This is a genomic window from Sphaerisporangium sp. NPDC005289 (genome assembly GCF_040607455.1).
Lineage (GTDB): Bacteria > Actinomycetota > Actinomycetes > Streptosporangiales > Streptosporangiaceae > Sphaerisporangium > Sphaerisporangium rhizosphaerae.
Genome location: NZ_JBEXGS010000015.1, coordinates 216,546 through 225,586, shown reverse-complemented (window position 1 = coordinate 225,586; position 9,041 = coordinate 216,546). Strand labels below are relative to the sequence as shown.

General features: G+C 70.4%; 6 protein-coding genes. 3 read left to right on the top strand and 3 right to left on the bottom strand.

What is annotated here, in order from left to right:
* Positions 1-225: vitamin B12 dependent-methionine synthase activation domain-containing protein (locus ABZT47_RS25695; RefSeq protein ID WP_354846977.1), on the top strand; the 225-nt coding region annotated here is incomplete at its 5' end.
* A 51-nt stretch (positions 226-276) separates the two neighbouring features.
* Here the strand turns inward: ABZT47_RS25695 and ABZT47_RS25690 are convergent.
* The 3 genes from ABZT47_RS25690 to ABZT47_RS25680 form a co-directional block, all read right to left on the bottom strand.
* The gene (locus ABZT47_RS25690; protein WP_354846975.1) at positions 277-618 is read right to left on the bottom strand and encodes a hypothetical protein; all 342 of its coding nucleotides are present in this window, start codon (positions 616-618) and stop codon (positions 277-279) included.
* Positions 619-794: 176 nt separating this feature from the next.
* Entirely contained in the window at positions 795-2,117 is a 1,323-nt protein-coding gene (locus ABZT47_RS25685) for a lipase family protein (RefSeq protein WP_354846972.1), read from the bottom strand.
* Positions 2,118-2,395: 278 nt separating this feature from the next.
* Positions 2,396-3,898, bottom strand: coding sequence for a discoidin domain-containing protein (locus ABZT47_RS25680; RefSeq protein ID WP_354846969.1), 1,503 nt, complete (start codon positions 3,896-3,898; stop codon positions 2,396-2,398).
* 652 nt (positions 3,899-4,550) lie between these two features.
* Here ABZT47_RS25680 and ABZT47_RS25675 point away from each other — a divergent pair.
* Together ABZT47_RS25675 and ABZT47_RS25670 are read left to right on the top strand one after the other, a co-directional pair.
* Positions 4,551-7,373, top strand: a complete 2,823-nt coding sequence (locus ABZT47_RS25675) for a carbohydrate-binding protein (RefSeq protein WP_354846966.1) — start codon at positions 4,551-4,553, stop codon at positions 7,371-7,373.
* A gap of 76 nt (positions 7,374-7,449) precedes the next feature.
* Entirely contained in the window at positions 7,450-8,997 is a 1,548-nt protein-coding gene (locus ABZT47_RS25670; protein ID WP_354846963.1) for a ThuA domain-containing protein, read from the top strand.
* Positions 8,998-9,041: the final 44 nt, after the last annotated feature.

Sequence of the window (9,041 nt, the reverse complement as noted above, 5' to 3'; positions counted from 1 at the left end):
GGTGATGAGGCGCTGGCCGACATGTTGAAGGTCAACATCGCGGGTTGCCGGTACTCCTTCGGCTATCCGGCGTGTCCCAATCTTGAGGACCAGCGGCAGTTGTTCGAGTTGCTGGATCCGGGCCGGATCGGGGTCACCCTGTCGGAGGAGTTCCAGCTGCATCCCGAACAGGCCACCTCCGCCCTGATCGTCCACCACCCCGAAGCCAAATACTTCAACGTCTGAGCGAGACGCCCGCATGCTCCAGCGTCCACCTCGAAGCATGTGGACGTCTCGTCAGGTGCTCTGCACCAGGATGCTGTGCGTGCCGCTGAGCGTGCGCTCGCGGGTGGTGCCCGCGCGCACGCTGGTCGCGGCGCGCAGCAACCCCGCCTTACAGCCTTCGCCGGAGTAGAGGATCACGTCGGCGTCGGTCGAGTTGACCACGGAGGCATGGGTGAACAGCGGGAACCAGGGAAGTGCGTAGCACCCGGGCGCGGGATTCACCAGCCGCGTGCGCGGCACCTGGTCGCCCTCGACGACCAGCGTCCCGGTCGCGGCGGAGGCCGGCGCGGGAGCGGCGAGGGTCAGGGGCGCGGTGGCGAGCAGGGCGCTCAGAGCGGACATGGCACGTCGCATGGCATTCTCCTCCACTGTGGATCGACACCACGATCATCATAACGGAGAGTGATGATATGGTCGCGGTGGGCGGAGATGCCCGGCGTGGCGTGTCCCGCGGTCCGCACATGGCGGATCGCCGGTCCCGTCGAGCGGGCCGGCGATCCGCGTGACCGGTCGGTCGCCGTGTACTCCGGTCAGTCGCCGTATTCGTTGGTGACGCCCGCCGGGGTGAGCGCCGCGATGTAGTGCTGCGGCAGGTGGTCGTCGACCGAGTAGACGGCCGGCAGCGAGCGCGTCGCCTCGAACTTGCGGGCGATGAAGGACAGCGCCGACATCGGCAGGCCGAGCAGGCCCGGCATCTGCGAGGTCGGGCGCCTCCTGGTCTCCCACTGGCCCCTTCTCGACTGCGGGGCGCACCTCGGACGGGTGAGGGTGTCGATGAGGCTGTTGCGCAGGTGCGGGACGCGGTAGTGGTACTCGCGGCCGAAGTGCCGGAACGGTCCCGACGCGGTGGACGGCAGGTGCGGCACGATGTCGCTGTCGTACACGTAACGGATGACGTGCTCGCGCAGGAACTCGTCGCGCTCGCAGGCCTCGGCGAAGGCCGGGTCGCCGATCATGGGCTGGCCGAAGGTGTAGACGGCCCTGAGCCGGTCGCCGAGCGCCTCCTTGTACTTGCGCTCGTGCCGCAGCATGACGCCCATGAGCGCGGCCATCGCCCCGCCCTGGCTGTGCCCGGTGACGTACAGGGCCTCGAGGTTGCCCTCCGCCGGCGGCGAGCCGTAGGAGTCATGGACCTGGGAGGCGCCGTCGCTGTGCGGAGGGTGGGTTCCCTGGCGGTCGCAGGCGCGCCGCAGCATGTTCATGACCTCGTACCGCGTCGCCCGGACGTTGCGGTAGACGCCGGCGTGCACGGTGGCGCGCGGGTCGCCGATCTGGTAGCCGATGCGCTCGGGCTCGACGTCGATGTCGCTCAGCCAGTTGATGAAATTGAGCGGCTCTGTTCCGCGGTAGCACAGAATGGCGACCCGGCCGCTCTTGCTCTGGATGAGGAAGGCGGTCGAGCAGATGAGCATCGCGTCGACCGACGTCTGGATCATCTGGCAGTGATTGTCCTCCAGGCCCATTCTCGCCATGATCATGGAGAGCGTCCTGGCGTCCGAATAGGCGTACGCGGCGCAGGTGGCGAGAACGTGCGCGATTTCCGGGTCGGGATGGCCGCCGGCCTCCAGAAGCCGCCTTTCCAGATTCTTGTAGACCGGGAATCCCGCGGTCTCGCGGTGCCCGAAGGGCCGGAGTTCCTCGTAGCTGGGCGCCCTGACGTCCTGCGACCGCGGGCCTCCGGCCTGCGTGACGTCGAGCATCCTGTGCTCCCACTCCACCGTGGGGAACGCGCCCGCGGGCGCGTCCGGCTTCCTGCCGCCGCTCACCACCTTTCCGGCGTTCGCCTGGCCCACGGTGCCCGTAACTGATTTCTCCGACTGGCGACTGTTCCTGGTGGTATCCACGCTTGCCACGCCACACACCTTCCCGTCGGCGACGGTGCATCGGACTGTTCCACGGTCTCCATACAGGCGGACGGCGTCGTCATCACACGCGTTTTCCCGCGCACCCGGAGAACCGCACTGTCCCTCACAATTTCCTGGACATCACCGGCCAAATCCCATCGCCGCGCAAACTCATTTCCAGCGACCCGCCCGAGTGCGGCTGAAAGGCGGATGAATGAGGAGAAAGGCGGGCCTCCGGGAAGGGAGGCCCGCCGATGGGCGGTGGAGGCGGGGACGCCCGTCCCGGCCTACGCGGCGTACACCCGCAGCTCGGCCGCCTGCCCCGCCGGCCAGCCGGTGTTGCCGGTGAAGGTCAGCCGGATGTAGCGCTGGGTGGTGCCGGGGAAGGTGATCGTCGCGGTGTTGCCGGTCGCCGGGTCGAAGCGGCGGCCGGCCGCCGCCGCCACCGTGGTGTACGAGGTGCCGTTCTGGCTGCCCAGCACCGCGATCGTCTGCGTCCGGGCTCCCCAGGCGGACGAAGGCGGCAGCGCGAGGACGATCCGGGACACGCCGGTCGCGGCGCCCAGGTCCACGGTGAGCGACTGCGGGAAGGCGTTGTTGGCGCTCTCCCAGTACGTGCCCGGGTTGCCGTCGTTGGCATTGGCCGGGGTGTAGCCCTGGGTGTGGCTGGTGGCGCTGATCGGCCTGCCCGCCGCCAGGTCGGTGCCGGGGGGAGGGGTGGTCGTCCCGGCGAAACGGTCCACCCAGTACCTGGTCCGGTCCAGGTAGGCCGTCTCGGCGGCGGCGCCGGTCCTGCCGTAGGCGCCGTCGAAGGTCTGGTAGCCGAACCCGGACGGCGGGGTGGAGGTGGCCGGCTCGATCACCGACCCCTCGTGCCACTCGTTGAAGGAGGTGACCGAGACCCAGCTCGGCTCGCCCTGGGTCAGGGCGTTCTGCCACTCGGTGTCGTAGGTGGCGCCGCCGGCGCGGCCGAGGGTGGGCGTGGTGTTGCCCGGCACCGCCCGGTCGTCGATGTAGCCGGGGGCGACCGACGGCGCCCAGATCAGGCCGTTGGCCTTGCAGTAGTCGCTCGCGCCCTTCCACCCGGGCGCGGTCGCGCCGGCGATGCCGTCGTAGGTGTACATGCCGCCGAAGTGGGCCACCTTGGTGGTGTCGGTGGTCTGGGCCAGGACGATGCTGCTGGAGCTCACCTGGTCCAGCGCGGACCAGTCGGTGACGCGCAGGCTCTCGAACACGTAGAACGCGCCCCGCCGCCCGTGCGCCTCGTCGCGGTAGAACGCCGGGCTGCCGCCGTACCGGGCGTTGATGTACTGGATGTCGGCGACGGTCGAGGCGGCGGTGCGGCCGGTGTACGGCTCCAGGTGCCAGGCCACCTTGACCCCGAAGCGCGCGGCCGCGGAGAGCACGCCGGCGGCGAGCTGGTCCTCGTAGGACCCCTGGCCCCACCAGCTGTAGACGATCACGCCGGCGCCGGACTGCTGGATCCACCGCATGTGCTGGTCCACGGCGCCGGACAGGTCGCCGGAGTCGTAGGGGCCGAGCTTGGGGTAGTAGTCGGCGCCGATGTCGGCCGGAGGGGTGTGGCCGCCCTGCGGCCAGTGCCGGTAGCTCCCGGCGACGGCGGGGGAGCCGTACCACGGGTAGTAGAACAGGTGCACGTCGGCGGAGGTGTGGACGGCCGCCGCCACGGGCGCGGCCGCGGCGGCCAGAGCCGGGCCCGCCGGGGCCGACGTCAGCAGCGACGCCGCCAGCAGGACGGCGGCCGCGGTCGCTCGGCGCCAGTTACGCATGAATGGTGACTCCTCGCGTCGAAGGGGGATTCGCCGGTACGAGGGTGCCCGTCCGCCCGGCCGCGCCTGCGGCACCACCATGGCGAGGCCGAAGTCGGCGGGAACGGCCCCGGCACAGATCGGGGCGGCCGGCCGGACGGGAGTCTCGATGGAGCGACATCTGCTCATCTTTTGCAACGATCATCGAGCAAGTTGCAAGAGGAGTAGCTGATTTTGCGATGCCTTCCGACTATTAGAGAGCGCTCTCCCATCCGACGCAAGCCCGGAGTCCATCGCGTCTGTAACACTTCTGTAACGCGCCGGGCCGGGCCGGGGTGATGTCAGGTTTCACGCCCGTTGCGAGAAGCAGTGGAGCAGCGGGGATTTACGGCGCCGTGCGTCCGTGTTAGAACTCCATTCAAGACTTCGCCCCGAGGCCGCCTCGGCATCGGTCGTTGGGAGGTTGCGCAGCCCGGCAGCTCTATAACAGGTAATTGCGAAGGTCAATCCGATTATTGCGGATCCGTTGACATCGTCCTGCTCAACGAACCGCACGAGCCGGAGGCGGCACCCTCCGAAGGCGTCACCCACAACCTCACGACACCGCACGACCGACAGCAAGCGCGGCGGCGCGCGCCTTGCCTGACTCCCCCCAAGTCAGGAAAGGACTCCCATGTCACCACGTCCCCGGCCGTGGGCACGGCTGCTCGCCACGATCTCGCTGGTCGTCGGCGGCGCGGTCACGGCCACCGGCCCCGCGGCCCACGCCTCGGTCATCCCGGCCTCCGACTACCAGCAGGTCAGCCTGGCCACCGGAGGCGCCGAACTGGGCGAGGCCATGTCCCTCGCGGTGCTCCCCAACCGCTCGGTGGTGCACACCGCCCGCGACGGCACGGTGCGCGTCACCGACGCCGCCGGCAACACCAAGGTCGCCGGCAGGCTGGACGTCTACACCCACGACGAAGAAGGGCTTCAGGGCGTCGCGGCCGACCCCGGCTTCGCCACCAACAGGTACATCTACCTGTACTTCTCGCCCAAGCTGAGCACGCCCGGCGGCGACGCGCCCAAGAACGGCACCGCCGCCGACTTCGACCAGTGGAAGGGCGAGCTGCACCTGTCGCGGTTCACGCTCAAGTCCGACGACACCATCGACATGACCAGCGAGAAGGTCGTGCTCAAGGTGCCCAACGACCGCGGCCAGTGCTGCCACGTCGGCGGCGACCTCGACTTCGACGCCGCGGGCAACCTGTACCTGACGACCGGCGACGACACCAACCCCTTCGAGTCGGACGCCTACGCGCCGATCGACGAGCGCACCGACCGCAACCCGCAGTTCGACGCGCAGCGCTCCGCGGGCAACACCAACGACCTGCGCGGCAAGGTGCTGCGCATCAAGCCGCAGGCGGACGGCACCTACACGATCCCCTCGGGCAACCTGTTCCCCCCGGGGACGGCCAAGACCCGCCCGGAGATCTACGCCATGGGCTTCCGCAACCCGTTCCGCATGTCGGTCGACAAGGCCACCGGCATCGTCTACCTCGGCGACTACGGCCCCGACGCCGGCGGCACCAACGCCTCGCGCGGCCCGAGCGGGCAGGTGGAGTTCGACCGCATCACCGGCCCGGGCAACTACGGCTGGCCGTACTGCACCGGCACCAACACCACCAGCGAGACCTACAACGAGTACACCTTCCCCAGCGGCCCCTCCCTCGCCAAGTACGACTGCGCCAACGGGCCGACCAACAACTCCTTCCGCAACACCGGCCTGACCACGCTGCCCCCGGCCAAGCCGAGCTGGATCAAGTACGGCGGCGACGCCGGCTCCCCGCCGGAGTTCGGCGGCGGCTCGGAGTCGCCGATGGGCGGCCCGGTCTACCGGTACGACGCCGCGCTCAACTCCAGCGTGAAGTTCCCCCAGTCGCTGAACGGCCGGTACTTCGCCGGCGAGTACGGCCGGCGGTGGATCAAGGCGATCGAGGTGAAGTCCGACGGCACCCCCGGCGACATCGGCGACTTCCCCTGGACCGGCACGCAGGTCATGGACATGGCCTTCGGCCCCGACGGCGCGCTGTACGTGCTGGACTACGGCACCGGCAGCGACAACCAGGCCCTGATCCGGGTGGAGTACATCGGCGGCACCAACCGCAACCCGATCGCCAAGGCCTCGGCGAACAAGACCTCCGGGCCGAACCCGCTGGCCGTGACCTTCTCCTCCGCCGGCAGCTCCGACCCCGAGGGCGGCACGCTGACCTACTCGTGGACCTTCGGCGACGGCGGCACCTCCACCGCGGCCAACCCGAGCCACACCTACACCACCAACGGCACCTACACCCCGACGCTGACCGTCAGGGACCCGCAGGGGCTCACCGGGACCGCGAGCGTCGTCATCACGGTCGGCAACACCGCGCCGACGGTGACGCTCACCCAGCCCATCGACGGCCAGCTGTTCTCCTTCGGCGACACCGTGCCGTACCAGATGACGGTCACCGACCCCGAGGACGGCACGATCGACTGCACCCGGGCGAGCCTCACCTACCTGCTCGGGCATGACAGCCACCGCCACCAGATCACCTCCAAGACCGGCTGCAGCGGCTCGATGGTCGTCCCGACCGACGGCGAGCACGACGCGGCGGCCAACATCTACGGCGTGTTCGACGCCGCCTACACCGACAAGGGCGGCCTGGTCACCCACAACGTCCGCACCCTGCAGCCCCGGCACCGCCAGGCCGAGCACTACGGCGCCCAGTCCGGCGTCCAGCTCGCCGACCACGCCGGCGCCGAGGGCGCCAAGACCGTGGGCTTCACCGACAACGGCGACTGGATCTCCTTCACGCCCTACGCCCTGGGCAACGCCAAGAACTTCACCGCCCGGGTCTCCTCCGGCGGCGCCGGCGGCACCCTGGAGGTGCGGGCCGGATCGGCGACCGGCACGCTGCTCGGCTCGGTGAACGTCGCCGGTACCGGCGGCTGGGACACCTTCGCCGACGTCAGCGCGCCCATCACCAACGCCCCGTCCGGGACCACGACGCTGTACCTGGTCTTCAAGGGCCCGACGGGCCAGGGCAACCTGTTCGACCTGGACGCCTTCACCTTCGGCACCGGGACCGGCGGCGGTTCCACCACGGTCGAGGGCGAGGCCTACACCTCCCAGTCCGGCGTGCAGCCGGCCGACCACGCCGGCGCGAGCGGCGGCAAGACGCTGGGCTACATCGACAGCGGCGACTGGGCCGGGTACGCGTCGGTGACGACGCAGGGCGCCACCGGATTCTCCGCCCGGGTGTCCTCCGGCGGCGCCGGCGGCACCATCCAGATCCGCTCGGGCTCGGCCACCGGCACCCTGCTGGGTTCGGTGAACGTCGCCAACACCGGCAACTGGGACACCTTCACCACGGTCTCCGCGACGTTGACCGGCTCGGCGTCCGGGGCGGTGTTCCTGGTCTTCACCGGCGGCTCCGGCTCCCTGCTGGACGTCGACACCTTCACCATCACCCGCTAGCCGGACCGGCGAGGCGCGGGCACCTCACGAACGTGCCCGCGCCGCGCCGGCGGCCCGCCGACCCCTAGGGACAGAAATGCTCAACGTCATCCGCCGCGGACTGGCGCTGGTCGCCACCGCGGTGATCGCCGCCCAGTTCGTCCCGTCCGCCGCGTACGCGGCCGACTACCAGGTGCTGGTCTTCTCCAAGACGGCCGGCTTCAGGCACGACTCCATCCCCACCGGCGTCCAGGCCATCCGCGACCTCGGCACGGCCAACGGCTTCACGGTCACCGCGACCGAGGACGCCGCCGCCTTCACCGCGGCCAACCTCGCCCAGTACAAGGCGGTGGTGTTCCTCAGCACCACCGGCGACGTCCTCAACGACGCCCAGCAGACCGCCCTCACCTCCTACGTGGACGGCGGCGGAGGCTACGTGGGCGTCCACGCCGCCGCCGACACCGAGTACGACTGGCCCTATTACGGCGGCCTGGTCGGCGCCTGGTTCAAGAGCCACCCGGCCATTCAGCAGGCGACCGTGAAGAACGAGGACCGCACGCACCCGGCGACCTCGGGACTGGCGGCCACCTGGACGCGCACCGACGAGTGGTACAACTACCGCACCAACCCCCGCGCCTCGGTCCACGTGCTGCAGAGCCTGGACGAGTCCACCTACAGCGGCGGCGAGATGAGCGGCGACCACCCGATCACCTGGTGCCACCCGCAGCAGTCCGGCCGCTCCTTCTACACCGGTCTCGGCCACACCATCGAGTCCTACGCCGACCCGGCCTTCCGCAACCTGCTGCTCGGCGGCATCAAGTACGCGGCCGGCGCCGTCCAGGCCAACTGCGCCCCGCCGACCGGCAACCCCGGCGGCTCCACCACGGTCGAGGGCGAGGCGTTCACCTCCCAGTCCGGGGTGCAGGCGGCCGCTCACACCGGGGCCAGCGGTGGCAGGACGGTGGGGTACATCGACAACGGCGACTGGGCGGGGTACGCGTCGGTGAGCACGGCCGGGGCGACCGGGTTCTCGGCGCGGGTGTCCTCGGGTGGTCCGGGCGGGACGATCCAGGTGCGTTCGGGGTCGGCGACCGGCACGTTGCTGGGGTCGGTGCAGGTTCCGTCCACGGGGAGCTGGGACACCTTCACCACGGTCTCCACGACGTTGACCGGGTCGGCGTCCGGGCCGGTGTTCCTGGTGTTCACCGGCGGCTCCGGCTCGCTGTTCGACGTGGACACCTTCACCATCACCCGCTCCAGCGCCGCCGCCCCGGTCGAGGGCGAGGCGTTCACCTCCCAGTCCGGGGTGCAGGTCGCCGCTCACACCGGGGCCAGTGGTGGTAAGACGGTGGGGTACATCGACAACGGCGACTGGGCGGGGTACGCGTCGGTGAGCACGGCCGGGGCGACCGGGTTCTCGGCGCGGGTGTCCTCGGGCGGCGCGGGCGGCACCATCCAGATCCGCTCCGGCTCGGCCACCGGCACCCTGCTGGGCTCGGTGAACGTCGCGAGCACCGGCGGCTGGGACACCTTCACCACCGTGTCCACGACGCTGTCCGGGTCGGCGTCCGGGCCGGTGTTCCTGGTGTTCACCGGCGGCTCCGGCTCGCTGTTCGACGTGGACACCTTCACCCTCACCAGGTGACACCTGCCGCGACACGCTGCCCGCCCGCCTTGGGGGAGCGGGGC

Bases quoted from the DNA above. Each gene is read 5' to 3' on its own strand.
- ABZT47_RS25690 (WP_354846975.1), bottom strand. From the start codon at position 618: ATGCGACGTGCCATGTCCGCTCTGAGCGCCCTGCTCGCCACCGCGCCC.
- ABZT47_RS25680 (WP_354846969.1), bottom strand. From the start codon at position 3,898: ATGCGTAACTGGCGCCGAGCGACCGCGGCCGCCGTCCTGCTGGCGGCG.
- ABZT47_RS25675 (WP_354846966.1), top strand. From the start codon at position 4,551: ATGTCACCACGTCCCCGGCCGTGGGCACGGCTGCTCGCCACGATCTCG.
- ABZT47_RS25670 (WP_354846963.1), top strand. From the start codon at position 7,450: ATGCTCAACGTCATCCGCCGCGGACTGGCGCTGGTCGCCACCGCGGTG.